The following is an 18,360-nucleotide window of genomic DNA, read 5'->3' as shown; positions in this document are numbered from 1 at the left end:
CGTTAGGCCGGCGCGTGTGACGTGGTGAGTGGCTGCAACGCCATGCTTCCCACGATTTAGGCCATGCGTTTGGGGCGCCGGGGCGTGCTTCCGATCGGACGGTGATAATGACATTCTCTAGTTCGGAGAAGCCATTTCCGCATGCCGGTTCCGGAGGAGATTGACGATGGGCGCAGACCAACGGTGCGACGGGAAGGTCGCCCTGGTAACCGGAAGCAGCCGCGGGCTGGGCAAGGCCATCGCCGCGCGGCTTGCGGCCGAGGGTGCGACGGTGGCGCTGACCGCGCGCACGATGGATCCCGATCCCAAATACCAAGGGTCGCTGGCCCAAACCCGCGACGAGATCGCGGCCGCAGGGGGTCGGGCCATCGCGGTGCAAGCGGACCTATCCCAATCCGAGGAGCGTGAACGGCTCTTCGCCGAGGTGGTGCAAGCCGTCGGCGCACCCGACATCCTGGTCAACAACGCCGCGGTGACCTTCCTGCGGCCACTCGACGGGTTTCCCGAGCGACGGGCCCGGCTGATGATGGAGATGCACGTCCTCGGCCCGTTGCATCTGTGCCAGTTGGCAATTCCCGCGATGCGCGAGCGCGGGCGGGGCTGGATTCTGAACGTGACGTCGGTGGGCGGCGACCTGCCGCCCGGGCCACCGTTCTCCGATTTCGACCGCGCCGCCGGCTTCGGGATATACGGCACCGCCAAGGCCGCGCTCAATCGGCTCACCAAAAGCCTTGCCGCCGAACTCTATGACGATGGCATCGCCGTCAACGCGGCCGCTCCGTCGAATCCCGTGGCGACCCCCGGGGCCGGCGCCCTCGACCTGGCCAAGACCGACACCGAGGGGATCGAGCTGATCACCGAGACCGTCTTCCGGTTGTGCACGGGCGATCCGAAGACCATGACCGGTCGCATCGCGCACACCCAGCCGTTTCTGGCCGAAGTCGGCTGGCTGGAATCGGCTGGCTGACCGGATGAGCATGGCCGCCGAACTCGACGTCGACGACCTGCGGCGGCGACTGGCCGGCGCGGGTGTCACCGGAGTCGAGTCACTGGCCGGGGGAGCGTCCAGCCTCACCTTTCGGGGCGTGCGCGATGGCCGGGCGGTGGTGATCAAGGTCGCTCCGCCCGGCGTCGAGCCGGTCGCGCACCGCGACGTGTTGCGCCAGGCCCGCATCATCAAAGCGCTTGCCGCGACGCGGGTTCCGGTTCCCGAGGTCCTGTGGGAGGACGCCGGAAAACCGCCCCTGTTCGTCATGTCCCATGTGGAAGGCGACTGTGTGGAGCCGTTGTTCGACGGTTGCCCATCGACCCCTGACCTCGCCGAGCGGTACCGCAATGCATGCCGGGCGATGGCCGCCTTACACAGCCTGTCGCCGAGCGACTTGGGGTTGGGCAGTGAACCGGTCATCGATCCGGTATCGGAAGTCCGGCGCTGGTGCGACACGTTGCGCACCGTCGACGCCGCACTGGTGCCAGGCTGGCAGGGCGTGCGTGACGCGTTGTTAGGTTGCGCGCCAATGGGTTTGACGCCGAGCGTGGTGCACGGTGACTTCCGGCTGGGCAACCTGGTGTCCGTCGGAGCGCGCGTCAATGCGGTGATCGACTGGGAGATCTGGTCGATCGGCGACCCGCGCGCCGACGTGGGCTGGTTCCTGATCAACAGCGATCCTGATACCTATGGGCGCGTCTCGGCCTCGGCTGGAATGGCACCGCCCGTCGCTGAGCTTGCCGACATCTATCAACGCGAGCCGGGTTGCGAGGTCAGCGACTTGGATTGGTTCATCGCGTTGGCGTGCTTCAAGTCAGTGGCGACATGGTCGCTCATTGTCAAGCACAACCGCCGAAGGCGCTCTCCGCGAGCCGAATTGGAGGCCATGGCCGCGACCGTCCCACGGTTACTCGAGCGCGCGCGGTTGATGCTGGACTAATGGCACCGCACGAACGGGTTTTCACAGTACATTCCGACGCCACCCCAGTTCTGTTCCGAATCGCCTTCGTCTTGCGTAGGCGCTCGCAGTGCGGGGACCGCCCCCGATATCAATTGGTTGATGACGATGTTGGCGCCGCCCGACCCATCAGTTTGTGGGTCCGCGTTGGCCAGACCAGTGGCGCCGAAGAAGTTCGCGGCACATACCGCGCCGGCAAACAGTCCGGCCGCGCACGCGCGAAATTTCATGCCGCCGATTCTACCGCCCGGCGAATGAGGAGGATACAGAATTTCCCGCGTTCTTGCGTGGCAAGATCGCAGGTCAATTACGAACGTGCAACAGCTTTGATTGGCTGGCCAGCAAATTTCGCAACTCGCATCTCGCGCTGCGTACGGTGTCGCGCGTGAGGCCGATCGCTGTGGTTATGCACCGCGTTGCGGTTGTCGCCGTCTGCTTCGTCATATCGGTGGCCATGGCGCCCCCGGGAACTGCGGATCCTGAAGTTGAGCCCGCCGCCGCCGAGGCGGCCCCACCGGCCGACGGGCAGGTACCCTCGGCCGATCCGGCAGCCCTGGACACTCCCGATGGCTGGACGTTGACCCTCGGGGCGAGGGACGAGTCGCAAGTTCCCGTCGCGCCGTTGACGACGGCGGTCTCGTCTCGCGAATACCTCGCCAGCGGGACATTCGTTGCTTCGCTGAAAGGACCGGAACCGCCTCGAGGCGTCCTCGAGGTGGGTTACGAGATCGGCTGCGGAATCGACATGAGCACGTCCAACGGCGTCACGATGGCGGGTAGCGCCGGCGTCAGCCCGGGCCTCGCCTTTACAGGAATATTCACCGGTGTGCCCGGTGTCGTGCCGTTGGTGACCACGCCGATGAACGGCGTGCTCAGCGTGGGGCTCAAGCCCGGCGTCATCATCGTGGTTCCGGTGGTCAAGAAACAGTTCAAGGGTTCCGATCCCTGGGTCATGATCAGCAACTTCCACGTCAAGATCGACGGATGCGTGGGTCAGTCGTTCATCCGCTCCTACGCGACCCTGACTCGAGTGACCGATGAATCCGACGTGGTGCTGTCCTACGTCGGCGTCACGAAAGCCGTTTGAAAGCCGCCTAGCCGCGCGCGATCCCGGCCAGCTTGTCTGCGAACTTTGCCTCGGCGGCCTCGCGCAGCCGCAGCAGGTGCTCGGAGGGGAACAGATCGGGAGCCGGCGCGCGGTCCTTCAGCAATTGGCGGGCCAGCGTCACCTTGTGCACTTCGGTCGGACCGTCGGCAAGGCCGAGCACGAACGACTCCACCAGGTATTGCACAAACGGCATCTCGTGAGTGGTGCCCAACGATCCGTGTAGCTGAAGCGCCCGCGACGACACGTCGTGCAGCACCTTCTGCATCATCGCCTTGACCGCCGAGATGTCGGCGCGTACCGCCTTGTAGTCGTTGAATTGGTCGATCTTCCAAGCGGTTTGGAGCGTGAGCAGCCGAAAGGCCTCGATCTCCATCCACGAGTCGGCGACCATCTCCTGGACCAGTTGCTTGTTCGCCAACACCTCGCCCTGGGTGTAGCGCGACACCGCCCGCTCACAGATCATGTCGAAGATGCGCCGGACCAGCCCCACCGTGCGCATCGCGTGGTGAATGCGTCCGCCGCCCAACCGGGTTTGTGCGACGACGAAGGCCCCGCCGCGCGGGCCGAGCATGTGGTCGGCCGGCACCCGCACGTTTTCGTAACGCACGTAGCCTTCGCGCCCACCGCCCGGCGGCTGATACCCCAGTCCGACGTCGCGCATCACGTTGATGCCGGGCGTGTCGCCGGGCACGACGAACATCGAGTAGCGCTGATACGGTGGCGCCTCGGGGTCGGTCATCGCCATCACGATGATGAACGACGCCATCGACGCGAACGACGAAAACCACTTCTCTCCGTTGATGATCCAGTGATCACCATCGGGCACCGCGGTGGTGCGGAACACCTTCGGGTCCGCGCCGCCCTGCGGTTCGGTCATCGAGAAGCACGACACGATGCGGTTGTCCAGCAGCGGCTCGAGGTAGCGCGCTTTGAGCTCGGGAGTGCCGTAGTGCGCAAGGATCTCACTGTTGCCGGAATCGGGTGCCTGCGACCCGAAGACTATCGGCGCGCATTCCGACCGGCCCAGAATCTCGTTGAGCAGAGCCAAATTCACCTGACCGTAGCCGGGACCGCCTAGATGCGGCCCCAGGTGGGTGGCCCACAGGCCGCGCTGCTTGACGATCTGCTGCAGCGGCGGGATCAGCGCCTGACGCACCGGATCGCCTAGGTCGTGAGACTCCTTGACGATCAAGTCGATCGGCTCGCATTCGCTGCGCACGAAGTCCTCGACCCATTCGAGTTGTTGCGCCCACTGGGAGTCGGTGGAGAAGTCCCACGCCATGTGTCGTCCTCTCTGCGTTGCGGCTCAGCGAGACCACTTTTCGCGGCGCTGCGCCGCCTCGTCGGTGGCATGTGCGATCACCTGGTTGCGGTTTTCCAGTTCGAGCGCCGACGAGAGACCGGCCGCGTCGGTGTTCACTTGCAGCGCGCGCTTTGTCAGTTGCACACCGAGCGGGGCAAGATCCGCGATCAGCGACGCCAGCTCCAGCGCGCGGTCGGCCAACCGATCCGGCTCGACGACTTCGCTGACCAGAGCGCGCCGATCGGCCTCGGCGGCCGAAACGGTGCGGCCGGTGAGCATCCAATCGGCCGCGACGCTGGTCCCGACGATGCGGGGCAGGTGATAGCTCATGCCCATCTCTGCCCCCGACAACCCGAGCAGGATGGCCCCGTTGCCGAATGATGCCGCGGCCGAACAGATCCGGATGTCGCAGGCGAGACACAACGCGAATCCCGCACCGACACAGGGGCCGTTGACCGCGGCGATGACGGGCTGCGGCAATTGACGGATAGCTTCGGCCAATCCGGCCATGTCCTCCTGGAACCGCAAACGGTCCGCCGCCGGCGCGCCGGCCTCCGGCACGTTGGGCCCGAAGTCACGCATGTCGATGCCCGCGCAGAAGCCGCGACCGGCGCCGGTCAAAACCACTGCGCGTACCGCGTTGTCGATTGAGGCATCGGCCAGCGCCCGACGCAACTCGGACTGCATGGCCTCGTTGATCGCGTTGAGGCGGTCGGGTCGGTTCAGACGCACGACGGCGACACCGTCGCGCGGACGTTCGAGTTCCAGCGTGTCGGTCAGCAGAGATCCCCTTCGATCATCACCGATCGTAATGTGTCTCTCGGCTGAGGAGAATATCCCTCTCCTAGACGGCGAAGCTATTCTCCGTTGGGGTCGCCGTCCGGAAGCGTCGCTATGTCCGCGGGTGGCCGGCCCGCGCGGCGGCCCGCCGGGCGGCCTCGGTGTGCTCCGCCGCGGTCACCACCACCGCGTCGGATCCGGGATAGACCGTCGCCTCGTGGCCCGTCACCAGCCATCGCACCACGTACGGCGGCGAGCCGTCTGCAGCGCGCACCCCGATGATCTCCGCATGCTGATCATGCCGTTCCGTTGTCGTGCCCTTGACAACGAGGAAGTCGCCGACCCTGGCCTTCATCGCCCGCTCCCTTCTCTCGGGGTTGTGAGACGTGCCGACCCCTCCAATCGTGCGCGCTTTGCTCACCCAACGGAAGACGCAGCGGGCGCAATCCGAAAATGACTGGGGCCGGGGCGGGTTCAGGTGTCGAAGTTCGTGCCGGCGGTCAGGGCTTCCCATTTCGCGATCTCGTCCGCGCGGGCGTCGGTGACATAGCGGTACAGGCCCAGGGCGTCGGGCCCCAGCAGCAGGAACCCCGGGGGCTCGTCCGAGTCGACTGCGGCGATGATCGCCGAGGCGGCCTTGGCGGGGTCGCCGGCCTGGTTGCCGTCCATCGTGTCGTTTTCCTTGCGGCGCTGCCCCGCGGTCCCGGCGTAGTCATCGATGATGGTGGCCGACTGCACGAGCGAGCGTCCCGCGAAGTCGGTCCGGAAGGCCCCGGGCTCAACGACGGTCACCGAAATGCCCAGGGGAGCGAGTTCGCCCCGAAGCGAGCCGCTCATGCCCTCGATGGCGGCCTTGGCGGCCGAGTAGTAGCCGGACCCCACCGGATTCACGGTGGCGCCGATGGAGGAGATGTTGACGATCGCGCCGCTCCGGCGGGCCCGCATGCCGGGTAGCACGGCCTTGATCATCGCGACGGTGCCGAAGAAGTGCGTCTCGAACAGGGCGCGGACTTCGGCGTCGTCGCCTTCCTCGACCGCGGCGCGATAGCCGTAGCCGGCGTTGTTAACCAGAACGTCGACGGCACCGAACCTCTCGTCGGCCTGCGCAACGGCGGAGGCGACCTGATCGGGCTTGGTGACGTCGAGCGCGACCGGGAGCACGCGCTGCGTCTCGGGATCTTCCAGGTCGGCGACCTTCGCGACGTCGCGGGCGGTGACGACGGCGTTGTGGCCGGCGGCGATGACGGCTTCGGCGAGCGCGCGGCCGAGTCCCGTCGAGCAGCCGGTGATGAGCCAGGTGGACATGAGAACGCCTCCGTACCTAGTGGGTCGAGCGTCGACTTGTTGCGCTATTTCGCCCCATCCCGTCGCGACAAGTCGACGTTCGGCGCGTAATCATAGGGCGTCCCACTGCCGCTTCACCTTGCGTTCGCTGGGCGTGGGCACCAGGCCCGACGGCGCGAACAGCTTCGACGGCACCGGGTCGTCCTCGGTCAACGGCCTGCCGCTACCGCGAATTGCCTTGAGCGCGATGATGATTCCGGCGATGACCACGACGACGACAACCAGTGCGAACAGAATCGACAGGGTGCACTGGATGAAGGTGTTCCTGATGACGTCGTCGAGCTGGTGGGCGTTCTTCGCCGAACCGAACGCCGTCTTGCCCGCGTTTTTCGCCGCCGAATACTGGGCGTGCTGAGTCCAGTAACCGACCGCGGGATCCCCGGAAAAGATTTTCTGCCACGACGCGGTGAGCGTGACCGCCAGATCCCACACGAGCGGAACCCCCGGGATCCACGCCCATCTCAGTAGGCCCTTCTTGACGACGATCGCCGTGATCACCGTGAGCGCGATCGCCGCGAGCAGCTGGTTGGCGATCCCGAACAGCGGAAACAGCGTGTTGATGCCGCCCAGCGGATCGGTCACGCCCATCAACAGGATGCTGCCCCACGCCGCGGCCACCACCAGGCTGCAGACCCATACGCCCGGGCGCCAGCTCGGATTACGCAGCTTGGCCAGCGGGCCACCCAAGTTGCCCAGCGTGTCGGAGAGCATGAAACGAGCGACCCGGGTTCCCGCGTCGACGGCGGTCAGGATGAACAGCGCCTCGAACATGATCGCGAAGTGGTACCAGAACGCCTTGAGCCCGGCGCCGCCGAACGCCCGATTCAGTACCTCGGACATGCCTACCGCCAGCGTGGGGGCGCCGCCGGTGCGCGACACGATCGACTTTTCGCCGACGCTCGCGGCGGCCTGGTTGAGCTGGTCGGCGGTCGCGGGCGCGCCCGACAACCCCAGCCCGTTGACATAGTGGGCGGCGCTGGCCGCGGTGCCGCCGGTCTGCGCGGCCGGGGCGTTGAGGGTGAAGTACAGGTGCTGGTCGAGGATCGCCGCGCTGATCAGCGCCATCACGGCGACGAACGATTCGGTGAGCATCCCGCCGTAGCCGATTAGGCGCATCTGGCTTTCCTTCTCCAGCATCTTCGGCGTCGTCCCCGACGAGATCAGCGCGTGAAACCCGGACAGTGCGCCGCACGCGATGGTGATGAACAGGAACGGGAACAGCGAGCCGGGGAACACCGGTCCGTCGCCGCGTGTGGCGAATCCCGAGATGGCGGGCGCCCGCATGATCGGCTGCGCGATGCAGATGCCGACCGCCAGCAAGGCGACGGCGCCGACCTTCATGAAGGTCGACAGGTAATCCCGCGGCGCAAGCAGCAACCACACCGGCAGCACCGACGCGACGAAGCCGTAGATGACGATCAACCACGACACCATCACCGGTGACAGGTTCAACCACGATGCGCCCCAAGGGGTTTCGGCGACCCAGTCGCCGGCCGCCACGGCGAGCATCAGCAGCACGAAGCCGATGATCGACACCTCCGCCACCCGCCCGGGCCGCAGGAACCGCAGGTAGCAGCCCATGAAAACGGCGATCGGGATGGTCATGGCGATGGAGAAAACGCCCCAGGGACTCTGCGCCAGCCCCCGCACCACCACGAGCGCCAGCACCGCGATGATGATCACCATGATCGCGAACGCCCCGACCAGGGCGGCGGCACCGCCGGTCGCGCCGAGCTCGTCGCGGGCCATCTGGCCCAGCGAACGGCCCCGGCGCCGGGTGGAGATCCACAACACCAAGTAGTCCTGCACCGCGCCGGCGAAGACGGCGCCGACGATGATCCAGATGCTGCACGGCAGGTAGCCCATCTGGGTTGCGAGCACCGGACCGACGAGCGGTCCGGCTCCGGCGATGGCGGCGAAATGATGGCCGAACAACACGCGCCGGTCGGTGGGCACGTAATCGGTGCCGTCGTCGAGGACCTCGGCCGGCGTGGCGTGGTCGTCCCGCGGGCGGACGATCTTCATTTCGATCAGCCGGGCATAGAACCGGAACCCGATGATGTACGTGCAGATCGCCGCGACCACGAACCAGACCGCGTTCACCGTCTCCCCGCGGGCGAACGCGATGATCGCCCAGGCAATGGCACCGAGCACGGCGATCACCGCGAAGACGATCTTGTGCCGGACGGTTATCGGTGAGCGGTCGATGATCGCGACGGCCGGTAAGTCCTCGTCGGTGCGGATGTAGCTGACCTGGCTGTTATCGCTTTCGCGTGCTGCGATGCGCTCCGTCACGCTCAAAACCCTACGACGGCCGGGGGTCTGCCGCCCGGGGAGAATCAGTACAGCGCTCGCACGGTGTCGATGGTGTCAGCTTCGGCCGGGCTCTTGTCGTCGCGGTAGCGCACGACGCGGGCGAACCGCAGCGCCAGCCCGCCCGGGTAGCGCGACGACTTTTGTAGCCCGTCGAACGCGATCTCGACGACCTGCTCGGGCCGCACCACGACGACGTGCCCGTCGGTGCCGCCGACGGCGAGCTCGGTGAACCGGACGGTCTGCCAGTCCAGCATGGCGTCGGTCATTCCCTTGAAGGTCTTGCCCAGCATGACGAAGCCGCCGGTGGCCGGATCACGCGCGCCCAGATGGATATTGGAGAGTTTTCCGCGTCGGCGCCCCGAGCCCCACTCCACGGCGAGCACCACCAGATCGAGCGTGTGCACCGGCTTGACCTTGAGCCAGCCGGCTCCGCGACGGCCCGCTTGATATGGCGCCGCCGGCGCTTTCGCCATGACGCCTTCATGCCCAGCGGCCAGTGTCGCGTCCAGGAAGTCGGTGGCGGCCGCGGGGTCGGACGTGACGAGCCGGTCGACCCGCTGCGCGGGTGGCACCAGCGCGTCCAGGGCGGCCAGCCGGTCGGTGGTCGGGGCATCGAGCAGGTCGACGCCGTCGCGGTGCAAGATGTCGAAGAAGAACACCGAAAGTGGCTGCGCCAGTTGGGCTGCGGCCACGTCGACGGAACGGCCGAAGCGTGATGCGGTGACCTGGAAGCGGTGTGGCCGGTTGTCTGGGCGCAGCGCGATCGCTTCGCCGTCGGCGATGAACTCGCTCACCGGTAGTGCCAGCGTCGCCTCGACCACCTCGGGCAGCCGGGCGGTGACGTCGTCGAGGCTTCGGGTGTAGACCGTGACCTGGTCACCGGCGCGGTGGATCTGCACGCGCGCACCGTCCAGCTTTGCCTCGAAAATCGTTGCGCCGCCATGGCGTTCGAGCGCATCGGCGACGCTGGTCGCGGTCTGGGCCAGCATCGGGCCGCCGGGGCGGCCCACCCGCAGCGTGAACTCCTCTAGGGCGGCGGCCCCGCCGGTAAGACCGGCCGCCGCTACGGCGGGTAGATCCCCGCCCAGCATCGCGGCGCGCTGCACCGCGGCGGCAGGAATTCCGGCGGCGCGGGCCACGGCGTCGGCCATGATCCCGGCCAGCGCGCCCTGGCGCAGTTCGCCGCTCATGAGTCGCAGCAGAAAGGTCTGTTCGGTTTCTGTCGCGGCGGAGAACAGGCCCGCCACGAGTTCGGCGCGCCGCGCCTGGGACCCTTTGCCCGAGACGGCACCGATCTCGGAGAACGCGGCGTCGACACCGCTGACGGTCAGGGTCGGATGCGACGCCGCGGGCGGACGCGACCGCAGCGACGCCCATCCCACGCCGATCTGGCGTTGCCGCAGCTCACCCGAGAGCCACGACACGATGATCGAGATGAGCTCGGGATCCGGCGCCGCGCGGCGGAGCAGCCCGGCGATGTGGGCGACCTTGGTCAGGCGCGACGCGGTGCCGCCGACGTCCGCAGACGTCGTCGCCACGTCGAGGAGGAGCACGGTCGCCAGCTTGGCATGGCTCGGTGACAAGCCTTCGGAGCCGACACGCTAGCGTGCCTAGATAACGTTACAGATTGCGTGGAATCTGACAAGCCAAAAAAGGGAGGTCCGGATGGAGATCAACGGGAAGAAGGTCGTCGTCATCGGCGGCGCTTCGGGCATGGGGCGTGCCAGCGCCGAACTTCTGCACGAGCGCGGCGCGCAGGTCGCGGTGCTCGACCGTGAGGGCTCCGACGGCAAGGAGGTCGCAGAAGGCGTTGGCGGCAAGTTCTACCCCGTCGACGTCACCGACTTCGGCGGCACCGAGGAAACGTTGCAGGCCGCGGTCGACGACCTGGGTGGGCTGCACGTCGTGGTGACCACCGCGGGCGGCGGCATCGCCAAGCGGACCATGACCAAGACCGGCCCCCACGACCTGGAGTCCTTCCAGTCCGTCGTCGATCTCAACCTCATCGCCAGCTTCAACATCAGCCGGCTGGCCGCGGCACACATGAGTAAGAACGAGCCCGAGGACGAGGAGCGGGGCGTCATCATCAACACCGCGTCCATCGCGGCCTTCGAGGGCCAGATCGGGCAGGTCGCCTACACCGCCGCCAAGGCGGGCATCGCCGGCATGTGCCTGACCATGGCGCGCGACCTCGGGTCGCTGGGCATCCGGGTGCTGGCGATCGCGCCCAGCCTGTTCGCCACGGGTCTGACCAAGGGCATTCCGGAGGAATTCGCCTCGGCGCTGACCAAGGACGCGGCCTTCCCCAAGCGTCTGGGCCGGCCCGAGGAGTACGCCAAGCTGGTCGCCGCCATCGTGGACAACCCGATGCTCAACGGCCAATGCCTGCGGCTGGATGCGGGACAACGGTTCGCGCCCAAGTAAACAACCCCGCGGCCCCCGGGCCGGCGGCCTCGCGGCAATACAGTATCCTCTTTAGGCAGCCGCCCCGCTCCCCCTCGGAGCGGGGCAGGCAGTCAGCCCGGTAGCGAGGAGGCCCGATGGGTATCGCACTGACCGACGACCATCGCGAACTCGCCGAGGTAGCCCGCGCGTTCCTCACCTCGCAGAAGGCGCGCTGGGCGGCGCGCTCGCTGCTCGATTCGCCGGACGAACCCCGGCCCCCGTTCTGGCAGAACCTGGTGGAACTCGGCTGGCTCGGCCTGCACGTCGACGAAGAACACGGCGGCTCGGGCTACGGGCTGCCCGAACTCGTGGTGGTGACCGAAGAACTCGGCCGCGCGGTGGCGCCGGGACCGTTTGTGCCGACGGTGATCGCGTCGGCGGTGATCGCCAAAGACGGTAGCGCCGAGCAGAAGTCACGGCTGCTGCCCGGCCTGATCGACGGGACGCTCACCGCTGGCATCGGCCTGCACGGCCAGGTGCGGGTCAAGGACGGCACCGCAGACGGTGAGGCCGGGATCGTGTTGGGCGCCGGGCTTGCCGAGCTGGTGCTGATCGCGGCCGGCGACGACGTGCTGGTGCTGGACCGCGGCCGCGCCGGTATGTCGGTGGACGTGCCCGACAACTTCGATCCGACCCGGCGTTCCGGGCGGGTGCGCCTGGAGAATTTGAGCATCGCCGCCGAGGACATCCTGCCGGGGGCCCGGGAATCGGCGTTGGCGCGGGCGCGGACCTTGCTGGCCGCGGAGGCGGTGGGCGGGGCGTCGGACTGTGTCGACGCCGCCGTCGACTATGCGAAGGTGCGCCAGCAGTTCGGCCGCACCATCGCCACTTTCCAAGCGGTGAAGCATCATTGCGCGAACATGTTGGTGGCCGTCGAATCGGCCATCGCCGCGGTATGGGACGCCTCGCGTGCCGCGGCGGAGGATGAGGAGCAGTTCCGCCTCATCGCCGCAGTGGCTGCGGCGCTGGCATTCCCGGCCTATGCGCGCAACGCCGAACTCAACATCCAGGTGCATGGCGGCATCGGCTTCACCTGGGAACACGATGCGCATCTGCACCTGCGCCGGGCGCTGGTGAGTTCGGCGCTGTTCGGCGGCGACGCGCCGGCCGGCGACGTCTTCGATCGCACCGCGGCCGGCGCCGTCCGGGAGAACAGCCTGGACCTGCCGCCCGAGGCCGAAGAACTGCGCAAGCGGATCCACGCCGACGCCGCCGAGATCGCCGCGCTGGACAAGAAGGCCCAGCGCGACAAGCTGATCGAGACGGGCTATGTGATGCCGCACTGGCCCAAGCCGTGGGGTCGCGCAGCCGACGCCGTGGAACAGTTGGTGATCGAAGAGGAGTTCCGCGCGGCGGGCATCAAGCGCCCCGATTACTCGATCACCGGTTGGGTGATCCTGACCCTGATCCAGCACGGAACTCCTTGGCAGATCGAAAGATTCGTGGAGAAGGCGCTGCGTCAGGACGAGATCTGGTGCCAGCTGTTCTCCGAGCCCGAAGCCGGATCGGACGCGGCGTCGGTGAAGACTCGCGCCACCCGGGTGGACGGCGGCTGGAAGATCAACGGGCAGAAGGTGTGGACCAGCGGGGCGCAGTACTGCGCGCGTGGCCTGGCCACCGTGCGCACCGACCCCGACGCCCCCAAGCACGCCGGCATCACCACCGTGATCGTCGACATGAACGCGCCCGAGGTCGAGGTGCGGCCGCTGCGGCAGATCACCGGCGGCTCGGAGTTCAACGAGGTGTTCTTCAACGACCTGTTCGTCCCCGACGAAGATGTCGTCGGCGCGCCCAATTCGGGGTGGACGGTAGCGCGGGCGACGCTGGGCAACGAGCGAGTCAGCATCGGCGGCAGCGGATCGTTCTACGAGGGCCTGGCGTCGAAACTAGTGCAGCTTGCTCAGGCGTCAGATCGGTTGGCGGGAGCGCGAATCCGGGTCGGAAACTTCCTCGCCGACGATCACGCGCTGCGGCTGCTGAACCTGCGCCGCGCCGCGCGCAGCGTGGAGGGCGCGGGACCGGGTCCGGAAGGCAACGTCACCAAACTCAAGCTGGCCGAGCACATGATCGAGGGCGGCGCGATCTCAGCGGCGTTGCTGGGGCCCGAGGTCGCACTGCTCGACGGGCCCGGCGCGATCGCGGGCCGCATGATGATGGGCGCCCGCGGCATGGCGATCGCGGGCGGCACCTCGGAGGTGACCCGAAACCAGATCGCCGAGCGTATTCTCGGCATGCCGCGCGACCCGCTGATCAACTAACGACGGAAGGCCTGTTCTGTCGTCCGCGCTAGGTCGACGTGTCTTCTAGATACGGCGCCAAGCCGAGGTTTTCGGTCAGTGTCAGCCAGTCGGCCGCCGAGACCGTATAGGCAGGGGGTTCATTCGTTACGGGCGCGTTGGCGGACCACGAAAATCGCCGCTTGAGCCCTTCGAAATTGCGGCATCCGATGGTCAGCGGTTGCATGCCCGGAACGCAGACGGACATGGCGGGCGTCGTCGAAAAGTACTGGCCCGCAGCATCTGAGGCGACATTTTGGGCCGACGGGAACGCATGGCCTGCCGAGAGCTGGTAGGTAGCCGGTGTAGCGGTCACCTGCGAAGCCGAGGCTCGGGCATTGGGCGCGTTGGTTTTTGGGTCGATCACTTGGATCGTGTCGTTGTCGACGTCAATGAACAGTTGGGGTTGGGAGAGCGATTGCGTCAGTCGGTGTTTCTTTACGAGCGCGAATGGCCGCATTTCCTGGATCAGCAGCGGGTTGGGAAACAGCAGGCACCGGGTCGGTTCTCCTGGTGCGGGCCCGCGCGCAGCGGACCGGCCACCCAGGAGCAGCAGCTCATCGAAGCCTGACTCCGCCAGCCAGGCGTCGACGACCCACACCGGCGGCGCGTCGAGTCGTGTCGTCGGAGCGATGCGACGATCGCGTCCGCCCAGAACAAAATCGCGACGGCCACATCGCAGATGGAGCGCGACCCCGTTGTCTAACCAGAGGCCCAGCTGCGCATCAACGAGTGGATAGACATCACCGCGCCGCCGATCGATGGCGAGCCCGTCGCTGTTCACGGTGATGAGGTACTTGCGGCGCGATCGCCAAAAGATGCGGGCGGCAAAACCCACCCCGACAACCAGCAGCCCGACCACGACGCCGTAGATGACCGGGGCGCCGATATGTGGGGAGGGCAGGCGAATGACCTTTAACACTCGCAAGACCTGCAGCCCGCCAAACAAGACGGCCACCGCAAAAATCGCCGAATAGCCGACCTTCCAGTATCGAATCCAGTTGGGCGAGAAGGCCCCAGAGGACGCTGCGAACTGACGCGATGTGGCCGATTGGTCGCTAATGCTCATGCCGCCTCTTTTCTTTCCGCTGCCGTCGATGGCTATCCGTGGAACCCCGGGTCGTAGTGCGGCGGGACGGGACACCAGCCCGGCCCGCAATTGACACCCGAGGGATTATCGGGCGGGGGATTGTCTCCGTCCCAAGTATGCGAAACTCTGCAGCGTCGGCTGCCCGTTGAGCGCAATTCGGGGAACGTTGCCCCATCCGTCGGCGACGATGTACCAGGTATGGCACACGCTCATATCCCACGCGTAGTTCTGTGCGACGCCACGAGACGAGTTCGGGCCACTCGGCCACTCCATCGACTGCCCTGGGCACCAGGTAAATGGTCCCTTGTTGGCGTGAGCGATACCTGGGACCAGCCCTACGCCGACGACGGCAACGCCGCCGGACAGCAGTGCACCGGCAATGGTTCGCGAGATTTTTCGACTGAGGTTCATGCGGGGTCCTTTGTCCCGTGCGCCGCCTACCTCGGCGCCGCTTTCGCAATTACACCGGGATCGGTTCGCTACCGATCCCAACAAAGCTTTTCGAACCTTTCGCAGAAGGATCATTCGCAGTCGTTAAGGACCCGCAGCATACTGCGCGGCGCTGTGCCGCGGAAGAGAATTCGGAGGTTAGGCGGGCGCGAACAATGGGGCGCCGCCGGCGCCCTTCTCGGGCCGTGCCTCGACGGTCATCCCGCACTTGACCGAATCCGGTTCGCAGTCAACGATATTGGCGGCCACGCGTAGGCCGCTTTGTTCGGCGAGCTCGACGATCGCGATCACGTAGGGGACCGGTATCTCGGGGTTGTACGGGTGGTGGTTGACCGTGTAGGTGAACACCGTGCCGCGTCCGGAGACCGGTCGCGCCACCAGCGGGCCGCCGCATACGCGACATTCGCCGGAAGCCGGATGAACCCAGCGGCCGCAATGGTCGCAATGCTCGATGAGCAGGTGGGACGGCGACTCGGCTGGCACGGCCAATACAGTACACTCTATTGGTCCAGTGTGTGCGGTGGGGTTTGGTCCTTCGGGCGGTGCATATGACGTATTTCGAAAAAGACGCGATCTTGTCGGGCATCGGGATCTCGCGAATAGGCCGTCGCACCGGCATCCCGGGATTCGAACTGACCATGGAGGCGGTGCGATCCGCCATCGCCGACGCGGGTCTGGGGGCCGCCGACATCGACGGCATCGCGACCCTGGGCGACACCCCGGCCGCGGAGGTCAACGCCGCCCTGCGGATCGAGGCGGCCGACTGCGGCTCCGGATTCGGCACCGGCGGCCTGCTGAGCCCGGTGATGTCGGCGTGCCGGGCGGTCGCCGAGCGCCGCGCCCACCACGTGGTGGTCTACCGAACCATCCAGATGCTGGGCGGCACGGTCCTAAAGCAGGAAGAGAATGCGCCGGCGCCGGCGCTCGCGCGCATGTTCGAGACACCCGAAGGCGCCGAGCGTCCCGCCGTCGGCGCGATGGACGACGTCAACGATCTGGTTGCGGCACAGGCGTATTCCGCCGCGAACTGGCTGGCGTTGAACTGCCGTCGGCACATGGAGTTGTACGGAACCACGAAGGAGCAGCTGGGCTGGCTGGCGCTCAACGGCAGACGCAATGCCGCGCTGAATCCCCTTGCGGTGTACCGCGAACCGATGACGATGGCCGACTACCTGGCCGCGCGGCCGGTGTCGACACCGTTCGGCCTGCTGGACTGCGATGTCCCCATCGACGGATCGATCGCCGTGGTGGTCTCGCACGCGGACTACGCCCGCGACTGCCCACACCGCGCCGTGCGGGTCGAAGCGATCGGCGGGTCCGACGGCGCCGGTGGTTGGTTCCACCGCGACGACTACCCCAAGATGGCGATGTCGGACGCTACGACACAGATGTGGTCGCGCACCGAATTGAAGCCCGCGGACCTCGAACTCGCCGAGTTGTACGACGGCTTCACGTTTCTCACGCTGGCCTGGCTGGAGGCGCTGGGCGTATGCGGTGACGGCGAGGCCGGCCCGTTCGTCGAGGGCGGTGCCCGGATAGCCCGCGACGGCGTGCTGCCGCTGAACACCTATGGCGGCCAACTCTCGGCCGGGCGCATGCACGGGTACTGGGCGTTGCACGAAGGGTGTCTGCAGTTGCGCGGCGAAGCGGGGGAGCGGCAGGTGTCGCGGCGCCCGGAGGTCGGCGTGGTTTCGGTGGGCGGTGGCCCCGTCGCGGGATGCATGTTGCTCACCTGTTGAAACGATGAGTACCACTCCGCAGGCCAGCCCAGCGAACAAATTGGCTTCGACGATCGCCCGCGAGATCGAGGCGGACATCGTTCGCCGCGGCTGGCCTGTCGGCGAGTCGCTGGGTTCCGAACACGCTCTGCAACAACGCTTTTGCGTGAGCCGATCCGTGCTGCGGGAAGCCGTTCGGCTGGTGGAGCATCATCAGGTCGCCCGGATGCGCCGCGGACCCAACGGTGGACTGCTCATCTGCGAGCCGGACGCTGGCCCGGCGACCCGCGCCATCGTCATCTATCTCGAGTACCTTGGCACGACGCCGGCCGACCTGCTCAACGCGCGCCTGGTCCTCGAGCCGCTGGCGGCCTCCCTTGCCGCCGAGCGAATCGACGAAGCCGGCATCGGTCGGCTGCGAGCGGTGCTGCGCGCGGAGGAACACTGGAGGCCGGGTCTGCCGGTGCCGCGAGACGAATTCCACATCGCGCTGGCCGAGCGATCCAAAAACCCCGTCCTGCAATTGTTTATCGAAATCTTGATGCGGCTCACCAAGCGATACGCGCTGCAGTCGCGAACCGAATCGGCAAGCGAGGCCATCGAGGCGATCGACTACATGCACAACGACCATTCCGAAATCGTCGCCGCCGTCACCGCCGGTGATTCGGCGCGAGCCAAGACGCTGTCCGAGCGCCACGTGGAAGCGGTCACCGCCTGGCTGCAGCAGCATGGCGACGGGCGCCGTAGCAGGGCACGCCAGCGGCGACTCAACCCCGAGGCGCCGCGGGCCAAGCTGGCCGAGGTGCTGGCGGCCAACATCGGCGACGACATCGCGGGCGCCGGCTGGCGGGTCGGGTCGGTCTTCGGGACCGAGACGGAGCTGCTGGCGCGCTACCGGGTCAGCCGCGCGGTGCTGCGCGAAGCGGTGCGGCTGCTCGAATATCACTCGGTGGCTCGGATGCGGCGCGGACCCGGCGGCGGGCTCGTCGTCACCCAACCTCAGGCGCAAGCCAGCATCGACACCATCGCGCTCTATCTGCAGTACCGCAAGCCGAGCCGCGAAGACTTACGCTGCGTCCGGGACGCGATCGAGATCGACAACGTCGCCAAAGTCGTCAAGCGGCGCAGCGAACCCGACGTGGCTGCCTTCCTCGAGACGCATGGGCCCGCATTCGGCGAGAACCACCAAACCGCAGACGAAGTGCGCACGGCCACCGTCGAAGAATTCCGGTTCCACGTCGGACTGGCGCGACTGGCCGGCAACGCGTTGCTGGACCTGTTCCTCAGGATCATCGTCGAGCTGTTCCGCCGGCACGGGTTCAGCACCGGCGGGGCGCTGCCGACCGCGGCCGACGTCGTCGCCGTCGAACACGCGCACCGTCGGATTCTCGAGGCGATGGCCGCCGGGGACGACAGCCTCGCGCGTTACCGCATCCGTCGTCATCTGGACGCCGCGGCCTCCTGGTGGCTGTGATCGAGCCGCAGTTGGGGCGAGCCCGCTTTGTGACCCATAACCTGCATAGCCCACGCGCGCACGGGGTACTGGGGTAGGTAACGCGTAGGCAGGGCGCCGGTCCAGCAGGG

The 18,360-nt window shown here is 67.1% G+C and carries 16 protein-coding genes; 7 read left to right on the top strand and 9 right to left on the bottom strand.

The window, feature by feature from the left end:
• Nucleotides 1-166 precede the first annotated feature (166 nt).
• Entirely contained in the window at nucleotides 167-967 is an 801-nt protein-coding gene (locus A5747_RS01280; protein ID WP_076121728.1) for an SDR family NAD(P)-dependent oxidoreductase, read from the top strand.
• Nucleotides 968-977: 10 nt separating this feature from the next.
• Nucleotides 978-1,928, top strand: a complete 951-nt coding sequence (locus A5747_RS01275; RefSeq protein WP_076121900.1) for a phosphotransferase family protein — start codon at nucleotides 978-980, stop codon at nucleotides 1,926-1,928.
• Here the strand turns inward: A5747_RS01275 and A5747_RS01270 are convergent.
• Nucleotides 1,925-2,176 carry a hypothetical protein gene (locus A5747_RS01270; RefSeq protein ID WP_076121726.1) on the bottom strand — a complete coding sequence of 84 codons (252 nt, stop codon included), beginning with the start codon at nucleotides 2,174-2,176 and terminating at the stop codon, nucleotides 1,925-1,927. The two genes, A5747_RS01275 and A5747_RS01270, sit on opposite strands and share 4 nt — an antisense overlap.
• Nucleotides 2,177-2,346: 170 nt before the next feature.
• Here A5747_RS01270 and A5747_RS01265 point away from each other — a divergent pair, with 170 nt between their 5' ends.
• Nucleotides 2,347-3,033 carry an MspA family porin gene (locus tag A5747_RS01265; RefSeq protein WP_198938109.1) on the top strand — a complete coding sequence of 229 codons (687 nt, stop codon included), beginning with the start codon at nucleotides 2,347-2,349 and terminating at the stop codon, nucleotides 3,031-3,033.
• Between the two features lie 7 nt (nucleotides 3,034-3,040).
• On the opposite strand, the gene A5747_RS01260 is transcribed toward A5747_RS01265, so the two are convergent.
• The 6 genes from A5747_RS01260 to A5747_RS01235 form a co-directional block, all read right to left on the bottom strand.
• Entirely contained in the window at nucleotides 3,041-4,336 is a 1,296-nt protein-coding gene (locus A5747_RS01260) for an acyl-CoA dehydrogenase family protein (protein ID WP_076121722.1), read from the bottom strand.
• 24 nt (nucleotides 4,337-4,360) lie between these two features.
• On the bottom strand, nucleotides 4,361-5,137 hold the full coding sequence (locus tag A5747_RS01255) for an enoyl-CoA hydratase/isomerase family protein (RefSeq protein ID WP_076121720.1): 777 nt from the start codon (nucleotides 5,135-5,137) through the stop codon (nucleotides 4,361-4,363).
• 112 nt (nucleotides 5,138-5,249) lie between these two features.
• Nucleotides 5,250-5,492: a DUF1918 domain-containing protein gene (locus A5747_RS01250; protein ID WP_076121718.1), complete on the bottom strand. Its 243-nt coding sequence runs from the start codon at nucleotides 5,490-5,492 to the stop codon at nucleotides 5,250-5,252.
• Nucleotides 5,493-5,611: 119 nt separating this feature from the next.
• Nucleotides 5,612-6,442: an oxidoreductase gene (locus A5747_RS01245; protein WP_076121716.1), complete on the bottom strand. Its 831-nt coding sequence runs from the start codon at nucleotides 6,440-6,442 to the stop codon at nucleotides 5,612-5,614.
• 90 nt (nucleotides 6,443-6,532) lie between these two features.
• On the bottom strand, nucleotides 6,533-8,776 hold the full coding sequence (locus A5747_RS01240) for a carbon starvation CstA family protein (RefSeq protein WP_233147910.1): 2,244 nt from the start codon (nucleotides 8,774-8,776) through the stop codon (nucleotides 6,533-6,535).
• A 44-nt stretch (nucleotides 8,777-8,820) separates the two neighbouring features.
• Nucleotides 8,821-10,350 carry an ATP-dependent DNA ligase gene (locus tag A5747_RS01235; protein WP_076121898.1) on the bottom strand — a complete coding sequence of 510 codons (1,530 nt, stop codon included), beginning with the start codon at nucleotides 10,348-10,350 and terminating at the stop codon, nucleotides 8,821-8,823.
• 112 nt (nucleotides 10,351-10,462) lie between these two features.
• On the opposite strand from A5747_RS01235, the gene A5747_RS01230 reads away from it, so the two are divergent.
• A complete protein-coding gene (locus tag A5747_RS01230; RefSeq protein WP_076121712.1) occupies nucleotides 10,463-11,221 on the top strand; it encodes an SDR family NAD(P)-dependent oxidoreductase in 759 nt (252 codons plus the stop codon).
• A 116-nt stretch (nucleotides 11,222-11,337) separates the two neighbouring features.
• A complete protein-coding gene (locus A5747_RS01225; protein ID WP_076121710.1) occupies nucleotides 11,338-13,500 on the top strand; it encodes an acyl-CoA dehydrogenase in 2,163 nt (720 codons plus the stop codon).
• 28 nt (nucleotides 13,501-13,528) lie between these two features.
• Here A5747_RS01225 and A5747_RS01220 read toward each other — a convergent pair whose 3' ends face one another.
• Both A5747_RS01220 and A5747_RS01210 read right to left on the bottom strand, forming a co-directional pair.
• The gene (locus A5747_RS01220) at nucleotides 13,529-14,587 is read right to left on the bottom strand and encodes a hypothetical protein (protein ID WP_076121708.1); all 1,059 of its coding nucleotides are present in this window, start codon (nucleotides 14,585-14,587) and stop codon (nucleotides 13,529-13,531) included.
• 609 nt (nucleotides 14,588-15,196) lie between these two features.
• Nucleotides 15,197-15,547, bottom strand: a complete 351-nt coding sequence (locus tag A5747_RS01210; protein WP_076121706.1) for a Zn-ribbon domain-containing OB-fold protein — start codon at nucleotides 15,545-15,547, stop codon at nucleotides 15,197-15,199.
• 59 nt (nucleotides 15,548-15,606) lie between these two features.
• Here A5747_RS01210 and A5747_RS01205 point away from each other — a divergent pair, with 59 nt between their 5' ends.
• Nucleotides 15,607-16,797, top strand: coding sequence for a thiolase family protein (locus A5747_RS01205; protein ID WP_076121704.1), 1,191 nt, complete (start codon nucleotides 15,607-15,609; stop codon nucleotides 16,795-16,797).
• A gap of 4 nt (nucleotides 16,798-16,801) precedes the next feature.
• Nucleotides 16,802-18,250, top strand: a complete 1,449-nt coding sequence (locus tag A5747_RS01200; RefSeq protein WP_076121702.1) for a FadR/GntR family transcriptional regulator — start codon at nucleotides 16,802-16,804, stop codon at nucleotides 18,248-18,250.
• The last annotated feature ends 110 nt before the right edge of the window (nucleotides 18,251-18,360 follow it).

It is taken from the genome of Mycobacterium sp. IS-836 (assembly GCF_001954275.1).
Taxonomy (GTDB): domain Bacteria; phylum Actinomycetota; class Actinomycetes; order Mycobacteriales; family Mycobacteriaceae; genus Mycobacterium.
The sequence above is the reverse complement of the archived record's forward strand: the minus strand, read 5'-3'. Positions and strand labels throughout refer to the sequence as shown.